Origin of the sequence: Endozoicomonas sp. SESOKO1 (genome assembly GCF_024606265.1) — a bacterium.
GTDB lineage: Bacteria > Pseudomonadota > Gammaproteobacteria > Pseudomonadales > Endozoicomonadaceae > Endozoicomonas.
Genome location: NZ_JAHHPP010000310.1, coordinates 32,181 through 54,751 on the forward strand (window position 1 = coordinate 32,181; position 22,571 = coordinate 54,751).

The 22,571-nt window shown below is 49.8% G+C and carries 22 protein-coding genes; 13 read left to right on the forward strand and 9 right to left on the reverse strand.

The genetic code is table 11. From position 1 onward, the window contains the following. The first annotated feature begins 31 nt into the window (after window positions 1-31). Window positions 32-1,366 carry a diguanylate cyclase domain-containing protein gene (locus tag KDK13_RS13815; RefSeq protein WP_257285556.1) on the forward strand — a complete coding sequence of 445 codons (1,335 nt, stop codon included), beginning with the start codon at window positions 32-34 and terminating at the stop codon, window positions 1,364-1,366. 9 nt (window positions 1,367-1,375) lie between these two features. On the opposite strand, the gene KDK13_RS13820 is transcribed toward KDK13_RS13815, so the two are convergent. After that, complete coding sequence (locus tag KDK13_RS13820) at window positions 1,376-2,641, reverse strand: 6-phosphofructokinase (RefSeq protein ID WP_257285557.1); 1,266 nt, start codon at window positions 2,639-2,641, stop codon at window positions 1,376-1,378. Between the two features lie 240 nt (window positions 2,642-2,881). On the opposite strand from KDK13_RS13820, the gene mpl reads away from it, so the two are divergent. Together mpl and KDK13_RS13830 are read left to right on the forward strand one after the other, a co-directional pair. Continuing rightward, window positions 2,882-4,255 (forward strand): UDP-N-acetylmuramate:L-alanyl-gamma-D-glutamyl-meso-diaminopimelate ligase, encoded by a 1,374-nt coding sequence (gene mpl / locus KDK13_RS13825; RefSeq protein WP_257285558.1) that lies wholly within the window; start codon window positions 2,882-2,884, stop codon window positions 4,253-4,255. 16 nt (window positions 4,256-4,271) lie between these two features. Further along, a complete protein-coding gene (locus KDK13_RS13830; RefSeq protein ID WP_257285588.1) occupies window positions 4,272-4,895 on the forward strand; it encodes a flavin prenyltransferase UbiX in 624 nt (207 codons plus the stop codon). On the opposite strand, the gene KDK13_RS13835 is transcribed toward KDK13_RS13830, so the two are convergent. The 6 genes from KDK13_RS13835 to tesB form a co-directional block, all read right to left on the reverse strand. Continuing rightward, the gene (locus tag KDK13_RS13835) at window positions 4,863-5,804 is read right to left on the reverse strand and encodes a hypothetical protein (protein ID WP_257285559.1); all 942 of its coding nucleotides are present in this window, start codon (window positions 5,802-5,804) and stop codon (window positions 4,863-4,865) included. The genes KDK13_RS13830 and KDK13_RS13835 overlap by 33 nt on opposite strands. A 58-nt stretch (window positions 5,805-5,862) precedes the next feature. Then, window positions 5,863-6,171, reverse strand: a complete 309-nt coding sequence (locus tag KDK13_RS13840) for a hypothetical protein (protein ID WP_257285560.1) — start codon at window positions 6,169-6,171, stop codon at window positions 5,863-5,865. A gap of 126 nt (window positions 6,172-6,297) precedes the next feature. Next, a complete protein-coding gene (locus KDK13_RS13845) occupies window positions 6,298-6,741 on the reverse strand; it encodes a hypothetical protein (RefSeq protein ID WP_257285561.1) in 444 nt (147 codons plus the stop codon). A 163-nt stretch (window positions 6,742-6,904) separates the two neighbouring features. Beyond that, a complete protein-coding gene (locus tag KDK13_RS13850; RefSeq protein ID WP_257285562.1) occupies window positions 6,905-7,258 on the reverse strand; it encodes a c-type cytochrome in 354 nt (117 codons plus the stop codon). Between the two features lie 233 nt (window positions 7,259-7,491). Continuing rightward, a complete protein-coding gene (locus tag KDK13_RS13855) occupies window positions 7,492-8,592 on the reverse strand; it encodes a polysaccharide deacetylase family protein (RefSeq protein WP_257285563.1) in 1,101 nt (366 codons plus the stop codon). Between the two features lie 275 nt (window positions 8,593-8,867). After that, the gene (gene tesB, locus KDK13_RS13860) at window positions 8,868-9,743 is read right to left on the reverse strand and encodes an acyl-CoA thioesterase II (RefSeq protein WP_257285564.1); all 876 of its coding nucleotides are present in this window, start codon (window positions 9,741-9,743) and stop codon (window positions 8,868-8,870) included. Between the two features lie 161 nt (window positions 9,744-9,904). On the opposite strand from tesB, the gene KDK13_RS13865 reads away from it, so the two are divergent. Further along, window positions 9,905-11,095 carry a VTT domain-containing protein gene (locus tag KDK13_RS13865; RefSeq protein WP_257285565.1) on the forward strand — a complete coding sequence of 397 codons (1,191 nt, stop codon included), beginning with the start codon at window positions 9,905-9,907 and terminating at the stop codon, window positions 11,093-11,095. A gap of 9 nt (window positions 11,096-11,104) precedes the next feature. On the opposite strand, the gene KDK13_RS13870 is transcribed toward KDK13_RS13865, so the two are convergent. Continuing rightward, window positions 11,105-11,842 carry an FAD-binding oxidoreductase gene (locus KDK13_RS13870; protein WP_257285566.1) on the reverse strand — a complete coding sequence of 246 codons (738 nt, stop codon included), beginning with the start codon at window positions 11,840-11,842 and terminating at the stop codon, window positions 11,105-11,107. A 12-nt stretch (window positions 11,843-11,854) separates the two neighbouring features. Further along, on the reverse strand, window positions 11,855-12,751 hold the full coding sequence (locus KDK13_RS13875) for an NAD(P)-dependent oxidoreductase (protein WP_257285567.1): 897 nt from the start codon (window positions 12,749-12,751) through the stop codon (window positions 11,855-11,857). Between the two features lie 230 nt (window positions 12,752-12,981). Between KDK13_RS13875 and KDK13_RS13880 the strand changes: the two genes are divergently transcribed. The 9 genes from KDK13_RS13880 to KDK13_RS13920 all read left to right on the forward strand — a co-directional run bounded on the left by KDK13_RS13880 (window position 12,982) and on the right by KDK13_RS13920 (window position 22,569). After that, window positions 12,982-14,547 (forward strand): response regulator, encoded by a 1,566-nt coding sequence (locus KDK13_RS13880; RefSeq protein ID WP_257285568.1) that lies wholly within the window; start codon window positions 12,982-12,984, stop codon window positions 14,545-14,547. Between the two features lie 32 nt (window positions 14,548-14,579). Next, window positions 14,580-14,816: a hypothetical protein gene (locus tag KDK13_RS13885; RefSeq protein WP_257285569.1), complete on the forward strand. Its 237-nt coding sequence runs from the start codon at window positions 14,580-14,582 to the stop codon at window positions 14,814-14,816. A gap of 4 nt (window positions 14,817-14,820) precedes the next feature. Beyond that, window positions 14,821-16,071, forward strand: coding sequence for a glutamate-5-semialdehyde dehydrogenase (locus KDK13_RS13890; RefSeq protein ID WP_257285589.1), 1,251 nt, complete (start codon window positions 14,821-14,823; stop codon window positions 16,069-16,071). Window positions 16,072-16,225: 154 nt separating this feature from the next. Further along, window positions 16,226-16,573, forward strand: coding sequence for a ribosome silencing factor (rsfS, locus tag KDK13_RS13895; protein WP_257285590.1), 348 nt, complete (start codon window positions 16,226-16,228; stop codon window positions 16,571-16,573). Then, window positions 16,573-17,040 (forward strand): 23S rRNA (pseudouridine(1915)-N(3))-methyltransferase RlmH, encoded by a 468-nt coding sequence (gene rlmH, locus KDK13_RS13900; RefSeq protein WP_257285570.1) that lies wholly within the window; start codon window positions 16,573-16,575, stop codon window positions 17,038-17,040. The genes rsfS and rlmH overlap by 1 nt, the downstream gene beginning before the upstream one ends. A gap of 193 nt (window positions 17,041-17,233) precedes the next feature. Next, window positions 17,234-19,102 (forward strand): penicillin-binding protein 2, encoded by a 1,869-nt coding sequence (gene mrdA / locus KDK13_RS13905; RefSeq protein WP_257285571.1) that lies wholly within the window; start codon window positions 17,234-17,236, stop codon window positions 19,100-19,102. 13 nt (window positions 19,103-19,115) lie between these two features. Next, window positions 19,116-20,261: a rod shape-determining protein RodA gene (rodA, locus tag KDK13_RS13910; protein WP_257285572.1), complete on the forward strand. Its 1,146-nt coding sequence runs from the start codon at window positions 19,116-19,118 to the stop codon at window positions 20,259-20,261. Window positions 20,262-20,408: 147 nt separating this feature from the next. Next, window positions 20,409-21,479, forward strand: coding sequence for a lytic murein transglycosylase B (mltB, locus tag KDK13_RS13915; RefSeq protein ID WP_257285573.1), 1,071 nt, complete (start codon window positions 20,409-20,411; stop codon window positions 21,477-21,479). A gap of 199 nt (window positions 21,480-21,678) precedes the next feature. Then, window positions 21,679-22,569, forward strand: coding sequence for a septal ring lytic transglycosylase RlpA family protein (locus KDK13_RS13920; protein ID WP_306671125.1), 891 nt, complete (start codon window positions 21,679-21,681; stop codon window positions 22,567-22,569). Window positions 22,570-22,571: the final 2 nt, after the last annotated feature.

Consider the following 22,571-nt stretch of genomic DNA (forward strand, 5'->3'; position numbering starts at 1 on the left):
CCTTTTGGGAATAAGACAGGGATTGTTTGGTATGGAGAAAAAGAGCAACGTCAAAATTCTGGTTGTGGATGACCGCCCGGAAAACCTGCTGGCAATGGATAAGTTACTAAAGCCGCTGGGTGCTGAAATCCACAAGGTGGATTCTGGCGAGAAAGCACTGTCTGAAGTATTGGCCCACCACTTTGCGGTTATTCTTCTGGACGTACAGATGCCCGGCATGGACGGCTTTGAGACGGCTACATTGCTGCACAGTAACAAGCAAACGGCCAATATTCCCATCATTTTTGTTACCGCAATTAATAAAGATCATAACTACGTAGCCAAAGGTTATCAGTCCGGCGCTGTTGATTATTTGCCTAAGCCGATTGTTCCGGAAATCCTTCTGGGTAAAGTGAAAGTATTTTTGCAACTGGAAGAGCAGCGGCTGGAGCTTGAACAGGTCACCAGGGAGCTTCAGTGGATCAGCCGGAAGAATAAGCTGCTTCTGGACTGTGCAGGCGAAGGTATTGTCGGGGTGGATAAAGAGGGCAAGATAACCTTTATCAATCCGACAGCCTGTGAGTTGTTAGGTGGTGTTGAAGACGTTTTTCTGGATCAGCATATCAGCCAGTTTCTTCTGGACGCCGCTCCGGGTGAAACGGCTCAGGATCAATGGCAGAAGTCAGCTGTTTATCGTGAGTGCCTGGAAAAAGGCGGAACACTTAAACAGTCCACTGAATTAATAAATGTCAGCCGGGGAAGGTTTCCGGCAGAGTTCAATATTGCTGCCATTGTAAATAACAGGAACGCCGTCCAGGGAGCCGTGTTTGTCTTTCAGGATATAACTGAGCGAAAACAGCTGGAAGACCAGCTATTGAAAATGGCTAAGTATGATAGCCTGACGGGGCTGGCCAACCGGACGTTATTCAGGGAGTTTCTTCAGTCTTCATTGGACAGAAGTGACCGCTACCAGAATAATACGGCGGTTATGTTCCTGGATCTGGATCACTTTAAAGAGATCAATGATCAGCTTGGCCATGATGCTGGCGATCAGTTACTGATCAGTGTTGCCAATCGTCTTGAGGGCTGTATCCGTAAGGTTGACTTGATTGCCAGGCTCGGAGGTGATGAGTTTGCCGTGGTTCTGGATGATGCCAGGAGCGTTGAAGATGCCAGAACAGTTGCCAATAAAATTCTTGCCGCACTTACGGAGCCCCATGAGCTGGGGGATTCTTCAAGACAGGTAGGCACCAGTATCGGCATTGCTTTTTACCCTGAAAATGCCAGTGATGCTGACGGTTTGATCAAGGCGGCAGATGAAGCCATGTATGTAGCGAAGAATGAAGGTCGGAATGACTTTCGGTTTTACTCCGACCTTAATCAGTGAGCTTTCAAACTACACGTCGAATGGTGTATCCAGCTGCTTATCGACAAATACTTTTTTCAACCTGGCAAAACGGGGTAAGCCGTTCAGATAAGCTGGATACTCCTCTCCTTCAATCAACGGTTCAAGATAACCCCGACAGGTTTGGGTAATGTTGAAGCCATCCTCATTGATAAAGTCCAGTGGCATTTTACGTTCAAAGTTGGCGACCTTTTCCAGTGGTACCTCTTTGATCGCCCAGCGATAAGGCAGGTCAGACTCTCGAATAATGGCGGGCATCACGGCATTGTGACCCGTTACCGCCAGCTCAACCGCTGCTTTACCCACAGCGTAAGCCTGCTCTACGTCAACACGTGAAGCAATATGGCGAGCCGAGCGCTGCAGATAATCAGCAACAGCATAGTGATATTTGTAGCCCAACTCCTGCTTGATCATATTACACAGGGCCGGAGCAACACCGCCAAGTTGCTGGTGACCAAAGGAGTCAATGACCGTAGTGGATGCGGAGATAAAACTGCCATCGTCGTATTTGACTCCCTCTGAAGCAACGATCACGCAGTAACCTTCGTTATTAACGGTTTCATGGACTTTTTTGAGAAATTTTTCTTTGTCCAGCGACAACTCAGGGAACAGGATAATATGCGGTGGGTCGCCATCCTGACGGGCAGCAAGGCCGGTAGCTGCCGCCAGCCAGCCAGCATGTCGTCCCATGACTTCCATGACAAACACTTTGGTGGAGGTATCGCACATGGAAGCAATATCGTGGCTGGCCTCTTTGGTGGATACGGCAAGGTATTTGGCCGCGGAGCCAAAACCCGGGCAGTTATCGGTAACCGCCAGGTCGTTATCGATGGTTTTGGGGACGCCGATACAGGTAATCGGATACCCCATTTTTTCACTGAGCCGGGACACTTTCCAGGCCGTATCCATGGAGTCATTGCCACCGTTGTAAAAAAAGTAGCCAATGTTATGGGCCTGAAAGACTTCAATTAACCGACGATATTCCGCTTCGCTTTCTTCGAAGGACTTCAGCTTGTAACGACAGGAACCAAAAGCGCCGCCGGGAGTCCTCAATAAGGCACCGATGGTTTCATCGGATTCGTATGAGGTATCGATAAGCTCCTCACGCAAAGCCCCCAGGATGCCATTATGCCCTGCGTAGACTTTCCCGATTTTATCCGGGTAACGACGGGCTGTTTCAATAACCGCGCAGGCACTAGCATTGATAACTGCGGTAACACCGCCAGACTGTGCGTAAAAAGCGTGCTTCAATGTCATCGGTTAAATTCCGGGTGTTGCTGTGTGTTGTTTTGCGTTCTTGGCTGATTGCAAATGATACCTGATCGAGAGTTTATTGGTAGCGCTCTGTCGCGTTGTTATGTATCAATTTTATGGGCTGATGGTCTTTCGATGTCAACGTCCTTTTGCGCATCAGGCAAAAACAATGTCAAAATTCTGGTATCAGGGACTTTAGGGCCTGTGCCCAATCTGGAGCACTTTTTTTTGGAGAGATCGGGAATGCACATACACATTCTGGGTATTTGTGGCACTTTTATGGGAAGTCTGGCGATGCTGGCCAGAGAGCTTGGATTTGATGTATCAGGCTCTGATGAGAACGTTTATCCGCCAATGAGTACCCAACTGGAAGAACAGGGTATTTCATTATTTCAGGGGTATGGTATTGAAGCGCTTGGCCCGTCACCGGATCTTGTGGTGATTGGCAATGCCATGAAACGGGGGATTCCTGCGGTAGAGTATGTGCTGGAGAAGGGGCTTCCCTACGTTTCAGGTCCCGAATTTTTTTCCAGGTACATAGCCCCCGGCCGCTGGATATTGGCCGCTTCCGGTACCCACGGTAAAACCAGTACCAGCAGTATGCTGGCATGGATACTGGACTATGCAGGGATGTCCCCGGGCTTTCTGATTGGGGGTATACCCAAAGATTTCGGAATTTCCGCAAGACTCGGCAGTACCCCGTTTTTTGTTATTGAAGCGGACGAGTACGATACCGCTTTTTTTGATAAGCGCTCAAAATTTGTTCACTACCACCCACGGACACTGATTATCAATAATCTTGAATTTGACCATGCGGATATTTTTGCTGATCTTGCCGCCATTCAGCGACAGTTCCACCATTTGGTCAGAACAATACCGGGCACTGGTCGGATTATCTATCCTGCCGGTATTCCCGAGATCAACGATGTAATGACTATGGGCTGCTGGTCTGAGCAGGAAGATCTGGGTGGCAGTCAAAGCCTCTGGCAAGTTGCACCGGTCAGTAGCGATGGCAGCCACTTTAAGGTTTTGTATAAAGGGACGGTTGTCGGAACCGTGAACTGGCAGCAGGAAGGTGATCATAATGTTGCCAATGCCCTGGCAGCCATCGCGGCTGCTCATCATGTCGGTGTCATGCCAGATACAGCCTGTGAGGCGCTTTCGGTCTTTCAGGGGGTAAAGCGACGGATGGAAATGGTGGAGGAGGTTGGGGGTATACGGATTTATGATGATTTTGCCCATCATCCAACAGCTATTGCCACCACCCTGGCCGGGCAGCGAGCCAAACTGGGTGAAAATGCGAACATTCGTGTGATCATTGAACCCAGGTCAAACACCATGAAAATGGGCGTGCATCAGGAATCATTAATAGCCTCTACCAATCAGGCTTCCGAAGTTATCTGGTTTAAACCTCAGGGGCTTGACTGGCCATTGGCCGAGTTAGTGCAGGGTAGCCCGGTAAAGTCATCGGTTATGGATTCCACAGAAGCCATTGTGCGTTATCTGGTTGATACCGCCTCGGCCGGTGACCATTTGCTGGTGATGAGTAATGGCGGGTTTGAGGGGATTCATGGCCGTATAGCCAGTGGGTTGAAAGAAAAGCTCAAGGCAAATTGAGGTTGGCAGTAGAGTGATGAACCCATCAAATCCGGCAAGAGTAACCTTAGCCATTACGGGCGCTTCCGGAGCCCAGTACGGACTTCGGCTATTAGAGTGTCTCGTTGCTGCAGAACAACAGGTTTTCGTTCTGGTTTCCAGGGCGGCAAAAGTGGTTCTGGCCACAGAAATGGATCTTGATATCGGTGATACTCCTGAAGCTATTGAGCAATTTTTTACCAACCGATATCGAGCGGCACCCAGACAGATTCGTGTGTTTGGCGAGGATGACTGGATGTCGCCTGTTGCTTCCGGCAGTGGCGCTCCAAGTTCAATGGTGATCTGTCCCTGCAGCACCGGGACCCTGTCGGCCATTGCCTGTGGTTTAAGTAATAATCTGACGCAACGGGCCGCAACGGTGGTATTAAAGGAGCGGCGTAAGCTGATCATCGTGCCCAGGGAAGCCCCGTATTCTGAAATACATCTGGAAAATATGTTGAAATTAAGCCGGATGGGGAGTGTTATTCTTCCGGCGTCTCCCGGTTTTTACAACCGACCGGAAACCGTGGATGATATGGTTGATTTTATTGTTGCCCGGATACTGGATCAGTTGGGAATTGCCCAGGAGTTAATGCCGTCCTGGGGTAATCACTGCCTTTGAAGGGGCTGATTGGGGGATAACCGGTTTCAGGTTGTAAAGCCATAATGCGAGGGCATCCAGATAGACAGGCAGAGTAGTTGCCGGGTCTGCCGGTCCCGCCGCCAGATCGATGATAAAACCCGGCAGCTCCTGTTTTACCACTTCTTTCTGGTAAAGCCCGTTAGGCTGGTCTGAGATAATCAGGGCAGTCCCCGGTAGCGGCCCTGTTTTTACCCAGTGCCTGAGTGTGTCGCGGGTATTGGGCCTGTGCCAGAGTCCGCTCTTCCAGTTTCTTGGCGTATCGATAAACTCAACCGGCAGGGCTCTCATGGCTTCTGGCATGGGGACCAGTTGATGCAGCATGATAGCCGCCTCAGTTTCGGTAAAAGGGAGTGGGTCCAGCTTCTTCTTTTCAGGCTTTGTTATCAGAATGTCCAGGTCATCAGCTCCCGGCGTGAGAGGGCGCTGGCCAACCAGAAAAATCAAGCGTTTGAATCGGACACCTTGACGCCACCAGTCAGCTAAATAGTCCAGCCTGCTTTTCATGCCGGGGGCAGTGGCTCCCAATAGCAGTGCATAATCATATTGCTTTGTTGATGGCGCGACGGGGGCAATGAGTCCAAGCTTTTCGAGCAGATCAAAGACTCTGTACCTTTTGTTTGTTGATATATCCAGCCTGGGTAATTCCCACCGTTCCTGTCCCGGTTTTCTGCGCCAGATCTGGCTGGTATCGATCATTGACTCCAGGTTAGGGGTGTGGGAAATGCGCAGCTCCGTTAACAGTTCATCCAGCGTTAATGTGAGCGCTTTATCGTGTTGACCAGGATCGATGGTATCGGCCTGGGAAAGCATGGAAAGATACATGAGTGTCCCTGCCAGAAACCGCTGGTAATTGAATCGGAAATTAAATCGACTCATCCTGCCGGGCATTATTTTTGTCCCTGCGGGGGCAGGGACAAGCATAGTTGCTGCTCTGAATAACCGGTTATTAATGCTGGGTTGACGCAGATGTACCTGTCTGGGCCTGTTGCTGCAGAATAAGCTGGCTAAGCTCCGGCTGCTCCCAGTTCTCCGGGTAGTGTTTTGCCATTGCTTCCATCATCACAGTGTATTCATCAGCAGGTTTTTGCAGCAGGTAGGTCAGGAAGGTAAAGATTCGATCAGACATCTCTTTATTGATCTGGTTCAGTTGTTGGTCGTTTATCTGTCCTTTTTTCTGACACTCTTCAATGGTGGATTGACGAATACAGTTGGCAGATATAATCAGCGCCAGTTTCTTGATGTTTTGCTCTTCCATGAGGGGCTCCATGCCGGTGTAGATATAGACGTTTACCTATATAAAGCTAGTTGCTGTGGGAGGGGATTCAAGGTTGGATAATATAAAAACCGGGGAAAAGAATCCCCCTGACAAGATTGAAACAATTTAAGGGCGTGCTGACGCCGGATGATCCCGATCGATGTTACATTCAACGCCAAGTTGCCAGCCAGTAGCAATCAGCAACCCGCCAACAGTCCCCCACAGCGGTCCGATCGGTGTTAAGGCACCAATAACAAACCCTGCCACACTGCCAATTCCGGCTTTGGTTAAATAGGGCGGTAACATTTCACCAATGTGTCTGGAAACATAATTGACAATCTTTACTGCCCGACTGTAAAGGCCTTTGAAAAAACTTGAGATATTATTCCATGCGGAACGCTCTTCACTGGAGCTGGAGGACATATGGCTTTTGGTAAAGCTACTGGTAAAAAAGCTGATGACTTTTCTGCCAAAGCTGTAAACGCTTTCCTTACTGTGTCCATGTGCAGTCCCGGAATCAGGGGCTGATGCGAAGAAAGTACTGCTTGCAGGCTGAGCTGTTATGGTCATTTTAAGTACACATATTATGTTGGTTTAATACCTGAGACCAACTTAGGCAATTAAGGTTCCCACTTTTAGTTGAAAAGTTAATAGATCTTGACAGGGTCATCTGAGTTTTGTTGTTTCCGGGACATCTCAAGTTGTTTCCGGGACATCTCAATATGGAGGGGATTTATAAACATCCGGTTATTGAGTACCACTCGCTGATACTCTCGACTTCTTCTTCTGACAATAGCCTGGCGATATTATTCATAGGTTTGTGAGTGGACCTTGAGCCATCCCGGTAGTATTGCAGTTGCTTAACCATATATTCTTTTTTCTGGCAGGCCAGGTTAGGGTTATAGGGCGTTGTACCGATACCGGTGGGGCCATGGCATCCCGAGCAGAGTTGCATGGCTTTTGCCTGGGCTGCTTCAAGGTGGCTGGGTGGCGACTGAATTTGAGTGGCAGGCTGCTGGTCAGTGCACCCCGCCAGCAAAAAAACAGCGGCTAAAACTATTTTTTTGATTTTGAAAGCTATTTTCATCAGACCATCAACTTCACTGCATTGAGGGAACCAGCTAAAAGTAGAGTGGTTTATGTGATCGATAGTTGAACACCTGAACCTCTCTACGTTCGCCACTCCATGTTAGAGCCTGTTGATGTTTTATGGCAAGCTCAGAGGGACGTGAGTTCTGGCGTCGTTATTTTACGTCTTACAAGTCTGACAGTTTTCTGAGCCAGATTGAACGTCCCGCCTATCGGCCGCCATTGTGCTTTTCAATCCAGTGCCTTACCTTCATCGGTCAATCGGAGCCAGGCATGTGAATACCAGTAGTAGTGTCGGCCACTGTTGGATGGAGCGGTACAGTTGTAGCGAGTTCGGCCCACTGGCAATGGTTTATTGGCTTGTGTCCTGAAACGAGTCATCTCTTCATTGAGCCAGGTTACCTTCAGCTCACCCTGGCCGGAGGCATAGCACTTCAGCTGCTTTTTCTGGTAATCCCCACTGGCCAGGGTTAGCTCCAGTTCGGGCTTAAGGTTATCCTGAGTGATCAGTGATGAGTCGGGGGTCTGGCTGGTCACTGGCAGAGCCCTGCTGTTGACCTTAACGGCAAAGTCATTGACCCCATAAATACCAGCCATGGGAAAACGGGGCAGACGAGTGAAGTCAGAATATTCACCAGCGGCTCCTGACTGCTGGCCAAAGCCGATATATCCCATCTCGTTCAGCCTGACCCTGAGTTCCGGGGTAGTTTCACCAAAAGTCCAGGCAAACATTTTGACACTTTGACCGGATTTTTCCTGAATTCTGGCCTCTGTCATTTCCAGATCCCGGCTGAACCGGGAAAGCCACTGAGCTTCGGTTTCTCCAGGCAGCCTTTCTACACTGTGGGCGTGTTCCATGGTGTGATTTGCCAGGGTGGCGCCAGCTTCAGCCATTTCCAGCAGTTGCTCCCAGCTGAGGAACTTCTGATAGTTTTTATCCACCGGTGTCGGCGACACAAAAACAGTAAATGGCAAACCCTGTTCCCTGAGTATTGGAAATGCATTGGTGTAAATGCTCAGATAGGCATCGTCAAACGTGATGGCGACGGTTCTTTCCGGTAACGCCTTTTTATGGCCAAGGGCCTCAACCACATCAACCAGCGGCATCACATTGAACTCATTTTCAACAAGATAGTTGATCTGTTTCCTGAATGTCTCAGGGGTGACGCTGGTTATGCCCGGGGTTTCATCGCTGACATGGTGATATTGCAGTATGACTGCAGAGCGGGATGCCTGGCTAACGGCAGGGACTATAGAAAGCAGTGCAAAAAGGCAGACGATGTATTGCCTCAATTTGCTGACAACGGGCTTAAGCAGAAAAGAAAAGCTCACAGTATTTCCTTATGATGGTTTTGTCCCCCCTGCCGGATTTTTACCATTAATCAGGGGGTGAATTTCTGGAATTGTAACCGTCAAGACGTGGGATTTTCTATCGTACCATTTACCACTCTCAACCATTCAGGTACTTAGATACTGGTCATATGTCCAGTTGGGAAAACCCTCAGTGCAAAAAAAAACCACCGGTCAGCAAGGGCAGGGGCTGAAAGGTGGTCCAAGTTTCATTAGCGAACAATTAAAAGTTTATGAATGGTTAGCCTGTTTTGCCTTTAGACCTTGGTCTGAGCTTTGATGGGCCTCACAAGGCCCTCCTGAATCGTCGACGCCACCAGGACTCCAGCCTGATTGAATACCTGGCCTCTTACCAGCGCCCTGGCACTGCTGGCAGTGGTACTTTCAACACAGTGCAGTAACCACTCATCCATCCTGAATGGGCGATGGAACCACATGGCATGGTCCAGACTGGCTATTTGAATAGGTTTCTGGAATCCAGCAGCCCCATGGGGATACAGGCAAGTGGGTAAGAATTGAAAATCTGAGGCGTAAGCCAGAAGGTATTTATGAAGTCCCGGATTGTCGGGTAATTTTCCGTTGGCTCTTATCCATATTTTATGGTTTGGAGCCCTGGTTTCTTCAGCCAGTGGATCAACGGGGGCGGCAAAGCGAATCTCAATGGGCGTATCACTCAGCAGTCCTTTCTGCAGAGGTTTGGGAATTAAGTCACTGTGCCTTTGAATCAGGACTTTTTCACTCAACGCTTCATCCGGAGGTATGACGCCTGGCATCGGATCCTGATGTTCAAAACCACTTTCGTTTAATTGAAAGGAAGCAGACATATTGAAAATAGGGCGTCCATTTTGAACGGCTACTACCCGGCGGGTATTGAAGCTTCTGCCATCACGAATGCAATCAACCGTGTAGACAATCGGCTTGCTGCTATCGCCCTCGCGAAGAAAATAACTATGGAAGGAATGAACATGGCGTTCAGGATCGACCGTCTGCCTTGCCGCAGACAGCGCCTGCCCCAATACCTGGCCACCGAATACCCGCCCCCAGCCAAGGTCCTGACTCTGGCCCCGGAATATATTGTCTTCAATAGGTTCCAGTTTCAGTTGATTAACCAGTTCTTCCAGTACTTCACTCATCCTTTAACTCCCTGATTGCATACCATTGGTTGGCTGCAGATTGCGTTGCTGCAATAGGATAACAACAGGCACGCATTTACCCAATAACATTGGCGCTATTTACAATGAAACTGTAGTCTAACTCTGCTAACGAAAGGTATTTTCCAAGACTCTGGTAACTCATGGATAACGCTTATTTTGATGCCATGCATATATGGTTACAGCAGAATACTGGCTGGATCGGTCCTGCCATAGCAATGGTTGCCTGTCTGGAATCACTGGTTGCAGTGGGCATTGTTTTGCCGGGTGTTGCCATGCTGTTTGCATTGGCGGCTATTGCCGGGGCGGCTTCCATGTCTGTTTATCCAATCCTTTTGTGGGCTTTCCTGGGCGCTGTTGTTGGAGATGGGGTCAGTTACCTGCTTGGCTATTATTATCACGAGCGGGTCAGATGCTGGTGGCCATTTAATCGTCATCCCCAGTTGCTGGAACGTGGTGAGGATTTCTTCAGCAAGTATGGCGTTTTAAGTGTTGTAACAGGACGTTTTGTTGGTCCTGTCCGCCCCATCATACCGGCAGTAGCCGGTATGATGGGTATGGTTCCCGGGTACTTTTTTACTGTTAATGTTATCTCCGCCCTTGCCTGGTCTCCTGTTTACCTGCTGCCGGGTTACCTGACGGGAGCCGCACTTCAGTGGCATGATACAGTGCCCGATCAATTGTTGGTTGTGCTGTTGGCTATCACCTGTATTACCATCTTGCTCCCGCCAGTGCTGATCAGTGTACATCGCCACTTCAAACCCCGGTTTACCGGGTATCTGGTGCTTGCATCAGTGGTGCTTGCCTTACTTGTTTTTTCTGAGTGGGGTGGTTTGCTGGAGAGCATCAATCAACGTGTCGACCAATGGCTGGCAGTGGTTCAGTTACCCTGGTTACAAAAGGTGATGTATTGGGTGAATCAGATCGGCAGCATTCCTGTTTTGAGTATTTTTTCCGCTGGCGGCTTATTCTGGCTGTACCGTTCTGATCGGCTAGGCACTCTGTTCTATCTGCTCTGTGGCGGTCTATCAATGGTTTGCTCTGTCTGGCTTATCCAGTGGCTGGCAGATAATGAAGGGCCTCTGGCCGGGTTTGATCCCTCTGTACATACAACAGCCACCGCCTATGTACTGTTTTCTTTTGCTGTGCTTGTAGCAGAAAACCGCCCATTTAAGGTCCAGTGGTTATGGGCCAGTGTCGCTTTGGGACTGGTGATGATGGAAGCTTTTTCCCAGTTGGTTTTGCAGGTTCACTGGTTTGGCGATGTCATGGCGGGACTGTGCCTTGGTTTATTCTGGTGGCTGGTCATTCTTGTCTTAAAAAAGCTGTCCTGAAAAGCGGCGTCAGTGCCCGGAGTAAACGTATTTTTCCCGTTTGATTTGCCGGGGTGATAGCCCTCTGTCTCTCAGAAAAGCTACGCAATCATCAATCATATTGGGGTTTCCACAAAGATAAACCACATCTTTTTCAGGATTCAGGTCAAGGGCGTCAAACTGGTCCTGCACGTGGCCAGCATACTCATGGTCAGCGCTGTTTACGTTGGACTCCCGGCTTAGACAGGTGCGGTACTTTATATACGACAGTTGCGCAAAATCTCCAGAGTAAATGCTTTCCTCCCGATATCTGAAACCCTTGACAACAGTGACAGCTGTCCCCTTATCAGTAAGCGTTTTCAATTGCGGAATCATGCTTCGATAGGGGGCAATCCCCGTGCCGGTTCCTGCCAGAATAAGTTGTCCGGGAAAGGTTTCCGGAAGCGTAAGGACTCCGAACGGCCCTGCGATATTAAGTTCGATTCCGGGAGGGGCTTTGTGGAAAAGCCCGGAGGCAACCCCGCCACTGACCAGGCTGAGAGCTACCTGCAGCTGCCCGGTTGCCTTAAAGTCGTCAGGCGTGTTGGCAATGCTGTAACTTCGTTTATAGAGTTCTCCATCAAGCTCAAACTGTAACTGCAAAAACTGTCCGGCAATAAAATTGAAACTCGTTCTATCGTCCTGTCCCAACTCAAAACTCAGCTGCAGTGTATTGGCACTGAGCTGCTCAGTCTTATACAGCTTTGCAGATAAAAAAGAACCGGGCATTAATGGCAATCCTCATGACGTAAGTTCAGTTGTATTCCCTTCATAATAGCTTCTGATCATCCGCGAAAGGCTTCCTCTCCAGGGTTTATTATGTACGCCAAAGGTGCTTAAAATTTTCCGGCAGGAGAGGGTCGCATTGGCTGGCGCCTGAATACCATTGCGATCATGCAATTTATCCATTCGCAGCTTGCGAATTTTCAGATCCTGATATTGTGATGCCTCAGAAATCACGGCTTCGGCAAAACGGTTTTCAGAGATGGATTCAGCTCCGGCATAATGATAAGTACCCCAGGGTTCAGCCCCACACCCCAGCTGCTGGATAATCGCGACAATAACCCTTGCCGCATCTTCGCTGGGTGTTGGGCATCCCTGCTGATCGGATACCACGGCAACCTCCTGCTCCTGGCTGATCTGATCCAGAAGATGCTTCAAAAGGTTGGTGCGTCGATAGCTGATGATCCAGGACAGGCGAAGAATGATATGCCTTGGGCAGCGCTCACTGATTTGCTGTTCTGCCTGCCACCGGCTGGTTGCCAGGACACCGGAAGGGTTAGGTATATCTCTCTCGGTGTAAGCTTCCTTTTTGCTGCCATCAAAAACCCGGTACGTTGAAATATAAACCAGAATTGCCTGTTGCCGGTTGCAACAATCCGCCAGTGTTGCCATGGCATCGCGGTTTATCCGGAAGCATTTGGATGGCTCGTTTTCGGCCTTGACCGGATCGTTATAACTTGCACAGTTGACCACAATATCTGGCTGGTATTTTTTCAGGCAGGAATCAATGGACTCAGGATTTTCAAGATTTAATTCATCCCTTCCCGGAGCGATAGACCGGATCTGCCTGTCAAGGAACAACTGTTGTACTTCCTGGCCGATCAGCCCGGTACCACCGATTAAAAGTATGTTCATAAGCACCCGGCCGTTATGAGTTAATGATCATGGGCAATTCAACGCGAATACAGCTCTATTGAACCATGAATAAGACGGCCCAGGAAAAAAAATCTCAGTGTCGAAAACATTAGCCAGAGTGACAGATAGCAGTAAGGCCTCTGATAAAAGCCGAAGTTATAGTAAAATAACCCGTTTATTTCCGTCTATTTTTACATTGATGAACTTTCTGACATCAGGGTCTGCTGACGATGTATCTGGCTGAAGCTTCTGTAGAGCAGCATGAAGAAGAGCGCATTCTACTTGTGGATGACAATCCGACGAATTTGCAGGTATTGCTGCAAACCCTAAGTGGCCGTGGCTATAAACTTCTCATTGCCAAGAATGGTGAGAGTGCTCTCAGGATTGCTGTCAAGGCAAAACCTGCCCTGGTGCTGCTGGATATCATGATGCCCGGCATGGATGGCTATGAAGTTTGTCACCGGCTAAAGGAAGACCCGGAAACCCGCAATATAACAGTGATTTTCCTGTCGGCCCTGGACGATACCAAAGACAAGGTCAGGGGGCTGGAAACCGGCGCAGTGGATTTTATCTCCAAGCCATTCCAGGCGGAAGAGGTCATTGCCCGGGTACAGACCCAGTTGAAAATTCATAAGCTTGAACAGGCACTTTCAGCGAGAAATCGACAACTGGAGGCTGACAAGGCCCGCATTCTGGAAAGTATGAATGAGGGGATATTCGGGCTTGACCGACTGGGAATGATTACCTTTGCCAATCCAGCGGCATCTGCCATGACCGGCTGGTCTATAGAGCAACTGACGGGTCAGAACCTGATTCAGTTGATGAAAGGGGATGAAAATGGCTCATCCGGCGTATCAGGGCCGATGGCACCCATTCAGGTATCCCTGGTCAAGGGCGTGAGTAAAACCGTTGAAAATGCTACCTTTCTGCACAGTGACGGCTCGCCGTTTCCGGTGGACTTTTCTTGCACCCCGATTATGCAAAACAGTGCCCCCAGCGGTGCAGTGGTTGTGTTCAGAGATATTTCCGAGAAAAAAAGGCAGCAGGAAGCCCTGCAGAAGGCTCTGGATGAATTGGAAAGCCAGAAAGAGCAGCTGACCCATGTTTCCCGCTTGAGCACCATGGGTGAGATGGCTGCCGGCTTTGCCCACGAGGTAAATCAGCCGCTGACCGCGATTTCCAATTACGCCCAGGTGGCCAGAAGAATGCTGGCCCGGTTGGAATTGAAAGACGATCTTGGTCTTTCTGAGGCCATGGAAAAAGTCAATACCCAGGCCAGGCGGGCCGGCGAAATCATTGCCCGCATTCGCTCTTTTGTGAAGAAACCTGACCATGTTCTGGGCAGTGTCGATCCGAACCGTTTGATCCAGGACACCTATAAGCTTGCAGAAGTGGACGCTCGTAACAACCATATGGAAATTCATCTGGAGCAGGAAGAAGGACTGCCTGATGTGAAGGTAGACCCGGTGCAGATCCAGCAGGTGGCATTGAACCTGATTCGCAATGGCATGGAAGCGATGAGGGACATGGATACCCGCAGCATCGGTGTCTATGTCCGTACTGAAAAACTGGATGATAGCTTTGTCAAAGTCTCAGTCATTGACCGTGGCCATGGTCTGGCAGATGATGCCGAAGAAAAGCTGTTTACGCCGTTTTATACCACCAAGGCTGATGGTATGGGTATTGGGCTGACGGTATGTCACTCCATTATACAGTCCCATGGCGGCCGGTTGACATTCCATCGTCACCCTGAAGGCGGGACGATATTTGAATTTACCATGCCGATCGCGGACTGATATTATTATGGCTTCTTTAATAGCCTTTGGATTTGTCCCAGAACAACTTCATCAACTCAGTCTGGGAAGAAAATGTTGCCGCCCGTTTCCCGTTTCCCGTTTCCCGCTGCCCGCAAAAGCACAAGCAGTTTCAGCTTTTCGGGAAGCGGGAGGCGGGCAGCGGGAAGCGGGAAGCGTCGGTAGAGATGTGGAAGTTATTCAGGACAATTCCTTTGTTTGCAGAGAATATAGTGGTGATGCAAGTTGCCGGGAGAAAAGACTTTGGCTGATCAAATGACGGAGTATATGCATGGACTGGGCCAGAGAGCCCGCCGCGCCAGTAAGGAAATGGCGGTTGCTGATACTGCGGTGAAAAACAGGGCACTTCTGGCGATAGCAGACGCACTTGCAGCGGACCGTGCACAGCTGAAGTTTGTCAATACCCGGGATCTGGACGCTGGCCGGGAACGTGGACTTGATGCCGCCATGCTCGATCGCCTTGAGCTTACCGATGCCCGAATTGATACCATGATTGAAGGTCTCCGTCAGGTGGCAGCCCTGCCAGACCCCATCGGCACCATTGATGACATGAAGTATGTACCCAGCGGTATCCAGGTGGGCAAAATGCGGGTGCCACTGGGAGTTATTGGCATTATCTATGAATCCCGCCCGAACGTCACCGTGGAAGCCGCGAGCCTTTGTCTGAAATCCGGTAATGCCGTCATTCTCCGTGGCGGCAGTGAATCCATCCACTCCAACCAGGCCATTGCCCGGTGTATTCAGCAGGGACTGGCCCAGGCTGGGCTGCCTGAAGATGCGGTTCAGGTGGTTGAAACGATTGACCGTGCCGCTGTTGGTGTGTTGATCACCATGCCTGAGTATGTCGATGTGATCGTACCCCGTGGTGGCAAGGGACTGATTGAGCGCATCAGTGCTGAAGCCCGGATACCGGTGATTAAACACCTGGACGGTGTCTGCCATGTCTATCTGGATGATCGGGCCGATCATGGCAAGGCCGTCCGGATTGCCATGAATGCGAAAACCCATCGTTATGGTGTGTGCAATGCGATGGAAACGCTGCTGGTGCATCAGGATGTGGCTCAGCCTTTGCTGCGGGAGCTTTCAGGTCTGTACTCCCAAAAAGGTGTGGAACTCCGGGGCTGTCCTGTCACCTGTGAGATTCTGCCCGGCGCGGTACCTGCAACAGAAGAAGACTGGTCGGAAGAGTATCTCGGTCCTGTTCTGGCCATTAAAGTGGTTCTGGATATGGATGAAGCGATTGCTCATATCAATCGCTATGGTTCTCATCATACCGATGCCATTGTGACGGAAGACTTTTCTCGTGCCCGCCGTTTTATGCGGGAAGTGGATTCAAGCTCTGTTATGGTGAATGCATCAACCCGCTTTGCGGACGGGTTTGAATATGGACTGGGGGCTGAAATTGGTATCTCCACCGACAAGATCCATGCCCGGGGGCCTGTTGGCCTTGAAGGACTGACTTCGCAAAAATATGTGGTTCTTGGGGATGGCCATATTCGCCAGTGATATTATTCTAGTGGATTTCCGTCTCCGGCGCTTATCGGGCATTGACAACCATGATCAATGCTGAGAGCCTGCCCGGTTTAAATGGCCTGATTCGGTATGTGGTCTGTAAACCACATTCTGCCGGGTCGTCAATACGAGGTTAATTTTGCAGTCTATGCATTCTGATGAGTTAAAACAGCTTGTTGTAGAAGCTATCGAAGAAGTAAAAGGTAATGAAATCACCTGTTTGAATGTTTCCGGTCAAACCAGTGTTACCGATTATATGGTGATTGCCTGTGGTACCTCCAACCGTCACGTGAAGTCACTGGCGGATAATGTGATTGAGCTGTGCAAGAAAAATGGTGTTCGGCCTTTAGGGGTTGAAGGTCAGGACAAGTCCGAGTGGGTTCTGGTGGATCTTGGGGATGTCGTTGTCCACCTGATGCTTCCGGCTACCCGTCAGTTCTATGACTTGGAAAGACTGTGGGATAGCGCTGACCTGGTTGCCGCTGAGCCATCCTGATGCGGATTCGGCTGATATCGGTTGGCTCAAAAATGCCAGGTTGGGTTGAAGAGGGCTACAAAGAATACAGTCGTCGGCTGGGTGCGGACGTGAAACTGGAACTTGTTGAGATTCCTCTCGGTAAACGCAGTAAAGGTTCCGACATTAATCGCCTTCAGGAGAAAGAGGCTGGCCAGATGCTGGCTGCGGTGGGGACTGGCGACCTAGTTGTCACCATGGAGATTCTGGGCAAGGCCTGGAGCACAGAGACACTGGCAGACAATATGGGCACGTGGCTGCACAGTGGCCGGAATGTCAGTTTGCTGGTCGGTGGACCGGAAGGTTTGCATTCATCATGCCTGGCAAAGGCGGATCTTCGCTGGTCATTGTCGCCGTTAACACTTCCTCATCCGCTGGTCAGAGTGGTTGTGGCTGAGCAGGTCTACAGGGCCTGGAGCATTCTTCACAATCATCCTTACCACAAGTAAAACTGGTGTAACTGTGATTGACGAAGTACGGTCACTCAAGTAAAAGTGAGTATTTTCTATCTGAAATGCAGTGTTTTTTCGCTCGGGAACACTGCATTTTTTACGTTTAATCCTTGTGTATTAACAGGTTGATGCATTGGTTTCTACACAGAGAGCTGCCCTTTGACCATACGACTGATGACTGAGATATAACATGCCGCAGGATACCTTAAAGGACCATGGGGCAGAAAAAAGACTGGTAAATATCCGGATTTGGGTTGCCATCGGCTTTATGGCGCTTCTTGGTGTGGGACTGATTTCCCGCCTCTTCTATCTTCAGGTTGTTCGCTACAATGAGCTATCCACGCAATCGGATGAGAATCGTGTACTGGTTCAACCAATCCCCCCTACCCGTGGCCTGATTTACGACACCAATGGTAAGCTTCTGGCGGTTAACAAGCCCAGTCATATACTGTCGATTGTTCGGGAGCAGACAAAAGATCTTGATGGTTTGCTGGATGATATTGGCAATATTTTGCCCCTGACCGATGGTGAGTTGCAGCGTTTTCATCAACGAGTCAAGCGACGCCGGCCTTATGAGGCAGTTCCTCTTAAGTTTGATCTTACTTCAGAAGAGATCGCCCGGATTTCGGTGAATCTTTTCCGTTTGCCGGGTGTTGATATCAACGCTGAACTGATTCGCCAGTACCCCGAAGGAAAGCATTTTGCCCACAGCGTCGGCTATGTAGGCCGAATTAATGATCAGGATTTGAAACGTCTGGACCCAGCCCTTTATTTCGGCACTCATACCACCGGAAAGATTGGTATAGAACGCTCTTATGAGTCTGTACTTCTGGGTAAACCCGGTCATCAGGAAGTGGAGACCAATGCCCGTGGCCGGGTATTGCGAGTATTGAAACAAGTTAGCCCACAAGCCGGTCAGGATCTTAACCTTTACCTGGACAGTGATCTGCAAAAGGTGGCGATCGATGCCATCAACGGCCGCAGAGGGGCCTTGGTGGCGATGGATCCAAAGACCGGCGGAGTGCTGGCAATGGCCAGCAATCCATCATTTGATCCGAATCTCTTTGTTACCGGTATTGATAGCAAGACTTACAATGGACTCAACAGGGATATCGAACGCCCCTTGTATAACCGGGCATCATTAGGTGAGTACCCACCCGCGTCCACGGTAAAGCCGGTGATGGGGCTTGCGCTGCTGGCCAATGATGTTGTCAAGCCAGAGGATAAAATTTTTGATAAAGGCTGGTTTCAGCTACCGGGCAGCGATCACCGTTTTCGCAACTGGAAACGCTCTGGCCATGGATGGGTTGATTTATCCCAGGCGATATCGGTGTCGAATGATACCTACTTCTACATCCAGGCTGGGAAACTGGGTATTGATAACCTTCATGATTTTGCTGATCAATTTGGGTTTGGCCACAGAACCGGCATTGATATAAGGGAGGAGCGTCCGGGTCTTCTGCCCTCCAGGGAGTGGAAACGGGGAGCCTACGGTCAGCCCTGGTATCCGGGTGAAACGGTGATTGCGATCATCGGGCAGGGCTATATGCTGGCAACACCACTGCAGCTGGCTGAGTCAACGGCACTTATTGCCAATCGTGGTAAGTACGTTCAGCCTCGTCTGGTGAAAGAGGATATTCCTGAAATCCAGGGGAAGTTCTGGGGAGACGACATCAAAATTGGCCGGACTCCCGAGGCAGAAGCAAAAAACTGGGAACTCATTATCAAGGCCATGGAAGATGTAATTCATTCTCCCAGGGGAACCGCAAACTGGCGAATTGGCCGGGGACTAAAATACCGGATGGCCGGTAAAACAGGTACAGCGCAGGTGGTCAGTATTGCCCAGGGAGAGGAGTATGATGCAGAGAAGCTGAAAGAGTACCAGCGGGATCACAGTTTGTTTGTAGCGTTTGCACCGGTAGATGATCCCCGGATTGCCGTTGCTGTGATCCTGGAGAATAATAATGGCGCCTCAAATGTAGCCAGAAAAGTCATGGATTATTACCTGCTGCCCAGATTAACTGGCAACAGCAATCAAGTGCCAACAGCCACCAAATGAAGGGAGAGAAGTAATGGCTAACCAGGATTTTGTTCGCCAGATTGACCTCCACGGATTTGGTCGCAGCCCGGGATTATCCATGCGCTGGCATATTGATTTTGTGCTGCTCGGGTTTCTGCTTTTACTCTGTGGTGCGGGACTCTTTATTCTTTACAGTGCCACCGGTCGGGATATGTCGGTTGTTCTTCGTCAGGCTACCTACCTTGGGGTCAGTCTGGCCGGAATGCTGATTTTGGCCCAGGTTCCGCCGAGAGTGCTGATGCAGTGGGCCAAATGGTTTTATGTGGGAGGGGTGCTGTTATTATTGGCCGTTCTGTTCATGGGCGTTCAATCCAAAGGTGCACAGCGCTGGATCCAGCTGCCGGGTTTCCGGTTTCAGCCTTCGGAAGTGATCAAACTGATTATGCCCATTACCATGGCGGCTTTTCTGGCCAGACGTCCACTGCCTCCCTCTTTCAAAGATGTCATTTTCTCACTGGTTATTATTGCTGTTCCGGTGGTACTTATTGCCAGACAACCTGACCTTGGTACGTCAATTTTGATTGGTGCTTCGGGTATATTTGTGTTGCTCCTGGCCGGTTTGCGAAAACGTATTATATTTTCGGCCATCTGCCTTGCTGTACCGGCGATCTATGTGCTCTGGCAGTTTTTTATGTATGACTATCAGAAGCGGAGGGTGCTGACATTTCTGAACCCTGAAAGTGACCCATGGGGAGCTGGTTGGAATATCATACAATCCACCATCGCCATTGGTTCGGGTGGGCTTTATGGCAAGGGTTGGTTACAGGGAACGCAATCGCATCTTGATTTTCTGCCAGAGAGCCATACGGATTTTATTATTGCTGTTCTTGCCGAAGAGTTTGGCCTGATGGGCTGTCTGGTACTTTTTGTCCTGTATGCCTTGATTCTGGCGCGGGGAATATTCATAACCCTGAATGCCCAGACGCTTTTTGGTCGTTTATTGGCGGGCAGTATCACCCTGACGTTCTTCGTGTATATCTTTGTGAATATCGGGATGGTTAGTGGACTACTGCCAGTAGTGGGTGTTCCATTACCCATGGTTAGCCGGGGGGGGACTTCGTTGCTGACGCTGTTGGCGGGTTTTGGGTTCCTGATGTCGATACATACGCATCGCTCTTTCCTGAGAGTCTCCCAATAGGTTTTACCTTTCTGCCATAGCTTTCAAAACCACTGTCAATTAATGTAGAGTCGATTAATGTAAAGGCAGGGTTGGTTGTGTATTGCTGCAGCTGTCTTGGTCTGTGGGAGAACCCTGAGTTTGTTCTATTTGAAAAGGTACGGATACATGAAAAAGTTTCCCGGGGTATTCCGTCGAGTGATTCGTGGTGGCCTGCTGATGGCTGCCGTATTCGCTACGCCTGTTTCCAATGCGTTAGCCCATGAAAATCACGACAGTGACTATCTGGGCAGGCAGGATGTTGATGCTTTTATTGATGAGCTGGTAGCTGAACACAGTTTTTCCCGGACAGAGCTTGAGCATATTCTGGCCGGGGCGGAGCGCTCTGACCGGGCCCTGGAACTGATCAGCCGCCCTGCAGAAGGTACTCTGGAGTGGAAAGATTACCGAAAGATATTTATCACGCCAGAAAGAATAGCGAAAGGGGTCAGCTTCTGGGAAGAAAATGCAGAAACCCTTGCCCGTGTTGAACAGGAGCTGGAGGTGCCTGCCAATATTATTGTGGCGATTATTGGTGTAGAAACCTATTACGGCCGTCAGACAGGTGGCTTTAAAGTACTTGATGCGCTGACTACTCTGGGGTTTGATTTTCCCCGAAGAGGTAAGTTTTTTCGCAAAGAGCTGAAAAATTTCCTGATACTGGCCCGTGAACAGAATCTGGACGTTGATGAACTGACCGGGTCCTATGCCGGCGCCATGGGTATTCCACAGTTTATGCCGTCCAGCTATCGTGCCTACGCCGTGGATTATACGGGAGATCAGCAGGCCAATATCTGGCTGAGCGATGAAGATGCCATCGCCAGTGTTGCCAACTATCTGCAAAAGCACGGCTGGAAATACGGCAGTGGTGTGGCAATTCAGGCAAAGGTTTCAGGCATTAAGCACGAGCAGATTGTGTCTTCAGGGCTAAAGCCGGATAAAAAACTGAGTCTTGTGCAAAAGGCCGGGTGGGCTGTTCCGAAAATGGTCCCGAAATCCTCAAAAGTTCTGGCGATGAAGCATGAAGGCAGCGCTGGCGCTGAGTATTGGGTCGGACTTCATAATTTCTATGTCATTACCCGCTATAATCGTAGCCAAATGTATGCCCTTGCGGTCTATCAGCTGGCCAGAGAAGTGACGGATAGCTATAACCGGTCTCTGGCATTACAAAAGCAGGTGGCAAAAGATCAGCAGGGGTGATTTTTCAATCACTCTCGGACAGGCTCCTAGTTTGGTGACCTTTTCACAGGGGTCACTGCCTGAGAGTTTGTGCGTAGCACTGCGCTCTTGATTAATTGATAACGGGCCCTCCCCCAGTCAGGAATATTGGTTGTTAATGTTGAAAAGTATGTTTGATCAATGGGAACGATCTGGAGCCTGTTCCTCAGGCTTTGTATCAATGAGTACAATCAGGAGTATTAACGCCCTGGTATTCAGGCTGGTTCCTGTCGTCATACTATTAGCCCTGGCTGGCTGTAGTAGTACACAAGTTCAGGATGGCCCGCCTGATAAAACTATTGATGTCAGTACCATTCCTGACGCTGTTCCATCGCCGATACAGGTCCCTGTTAAAAATTCACCGTACACCCTGGGCGGGATTCACTATCAGCCGATGGCGTCCGCCAATGGTTATGCCGAAAATGGCCAGGCCTCATGGTATGGCACCAAGTTTCATGGGAAGCAGACGGCTAACGGTGAAATCTATGATATGTTCAAAATGACGGCAGCCCATAAAACATTGCCACTACCCTCCTATGTCAAGGTAACCAATCTTGAGAATGGCCGGTCGGTGGTTGTGCGGGTAAATGACCGCGGGCCGTTTCATGGTGATCGACTGATCGATCTCTCTTATGTTGCCGCAAAAAAACTGGGATTTGCTGATTCAGGCCTGGCAAATGTGGCAATAGAAGGTATTGATCCGGAGACCTTTGCCCGTTCTTCCGCCCATCAACGGGATGGTGATTTACTCTACCTGCAACTGGCTGCCTTTAAAAACTACCATAATGCACAGCTTTTACGTCGGGATCTCTTTTCCCGGGTCGGTGTTCAGGCGAAAGTTGTCAAGGGGGAAGCACCAGAACCACTTTATCGGGTGAGGATTGGTCCGGTAGAAAGCCCTGAGCATCTGGATGAGTTGCTGGAGGGGTTAAGCTCTGCTGAGTTTGCAGCGCCATATCTTATCTATGAAAAGCCTGTCTATGAAAAGCCCGTCAGTGACGCGGAATCTTCCGAAAATCTGGTGACTGAAGTAGAGGCTGAGCAGTCTGAGCCGGTAGTCAGAACGCCATAACA

What these genes read in the sequence shown, in the direction of transcription:
- mpl (WP_257285558.1), top strand. Translation starts at nt 2,882, where the DNA reads ATGCACATACACATTCTGGGTATTTGTGGCACTTTTATGGGAAGTCTG.
- KDK13_RS13830 (WP_257285588.1), top strand. Translation starts at nt 4,272, where the DNA reads ATGAACCCATCAAATCCGGCAAGAGTAACCTTAGCCATTACGGGCGCT.
- KDK13_RS13880 (WP_257285568.1), top strand. Translation starts at nt 12,982, where the DNA reads ATGTATCTGGCTGAAGCTTCTGTAGAGCAGCATGAAGAAGAGCGCATT.
- KDK13_RS13840 (WP_257285560.1), bottom strand. Translation starts at nt 6,171, where the DNA reads ATGGAAGAGCAAAACATCAAGAAACTGGCGCTGATTATATCTGCCAAC.
- KDK13_RS13865 (WP_257285565.1), top strand. Translation starts at nt 9,905, where the DNA reads ATGGATAACGCTTATTTTGATGCCATGCATATATGGTTACAGCAGAAT.
- KDK13_RS13835 (WP_257285559.1), bottom strand. Translation starts at nt 5,804, where the DNA reads ATGCCCGGCAGGATGAGTCGATTTAATTTCCGATTCAATTACCAGCGG.
- rlmH (WP_257285570.1), top strand. Translation starts at nt 16,573, where the DNA reads ATGCGGATTCGGCTGATATCGGTTGGCTCAAAAATGCCAGGTTGGGTT.
- rsfS (WP_257285590.1), top strand. Translation starts at nt 16,226, where the DNA reads ATGCATTCTGATGAGTTAAAACAGCTTGTTGTAGAAGCTATCGAAGAA.
- KDK13_RS13845 (WP_257285561.1), bottom strand. Translation starts at nt 6,741, where the DNA reads ATGACCATAACAGCTCAGCCTGCAAGCAGTACTTTCTTCGCATCAGCC.
- KDK13_RS13890 (WP_257285589.1), top strand. Translation starts at nt 14,821, where the DNA reads ATGACGGAGTATATGCATGGACTGGGCCAGAGAGCCCGCCGCGCCAGT.
- KDK13_RS13920 (WP_306671125.1), top strand. Translation starts at nt 21,679, where the DNA reads ATGAGTACAATCAGGAGTATTAACGCCCTGGTATTCAGGCTGGTTCCT.
- rodA (WP_257285572.1), top strand. Translation starts at nt 19,116, where the DNA reads ATGGCTAACCAGGATTTTGTTCGCCAGATTGACCTCCACGGATTTGGT.
- mltB (WP_257285573.1), top strand. Translation starts at nt 20,409, where the DNA reads ATGAAAAAGTTTCCCGGGGTATTCCGTCGAGTGATTCGTGGTGGCCTG.
- KDK13_RS13850 (WP_257285562.1), bottom strand. Translation starts at nt 7,258, where the DNA reads ATGAAAATAGCTTTCAAAATCAAAAAAATAGTTTTAGCCGCTGTTTTT.
- KDK13_RS13870 (WP_257285566.1), bottom strand. Translation starts at nt 11,842, where the DNA reads ATGCCCGGTTCTTTTTTATCTGCAAAGCTGTATAAGACTGAGCAGCTC.
- tesB (WP_257285564.1), bottom strand. Translation starts at nt 9,743, where the DNA reads ATGAGTGAAGTACTGGAAGAACTGGTTAATCAACTGAAACTGGAACCT.
- mrdA (WP_257285571.1), top strand. Translation starts at nt 17,234, where the DNA reads ATGCCGCAGGATACCTTAAAGGACCATGGGGCAGAAAAAAGACTGGTA.
- KDK13_RS13820 (WP_257285557.1), bottom strand. Translation starts at nt 2,641, where the DNA reads ATGACATTGAAGCACGCTTTTTACGCACAGTCTGGCGGTGTTACCGCA.
- KDK13_RS13815 (WP_257285556.1), top strand. Translation starts at nt 32, where the DNA reads ATGGAGAAAAAGAGCAACGTCAAAATTCTGGTTGTGGATGACCGCCCG.
- KDK13_RS13875 (WP_257285567.1), bottom strand. Translation starts at nt 12,751, where the DNA reads ATGAACATACTTTTAATCGGTGGTACCGGGCTGATCGGCCAGGAAGTA.